This is a genomic window from Streptomyces beijiangensis (assembly GCF_017315755.1).
Classification (GTDB): Bacteria; Actinomycetota; Actinomycetes; order Streptomycetales; family Streptomycetaceae; genus Streptomyces; species Streptomyces beijiangensis.
This window is the reverse complement of record NZ_JAFLRJ010001287.1, coordinates 1-226: the sequence shown is the minus strand read 5'-3', so window position 1 is coordinate 226 and position 226 is coordinate 1. Positions and strand designations below refer to the sequence as shown.

Sequence of the window (226 nt, the reverse complement as noted above, 5' to 3'; positions counted from 1 at the left end):
CTGCCGGACCCGGACAACATCGAGGTGTTCCGGGCGTACGAGTCGTTCTACCGGCTGCTGGTGCGGGCCACCGACCCCGATCCGGCCCGGCGGTTCTCCTCCGCGTCGGAGATGGCGGAGCAGCTGATGGGTGTGTTGCGGGAGGTGGTGTCGCTCCAGACGGGGCGCCCGCGTCCGGCGCTGTCGACGCTGTTCGGCGCGGAGATGCGGGTCACCGACACGGAGC

General features: G+C 71.2%; 1 protein-coding gene. It reads left to right on the top strand.

Features of this window, described 5'->3' with window-relative positions; translation table 11 throughout:
* Nucleotides 1-226, top strand: a 226-nt coding sequence (locus J0695_RS41540; protein WP_206969992.1) for a hypothetical protein, incomplete at both ends; no start/stop codon positions are given.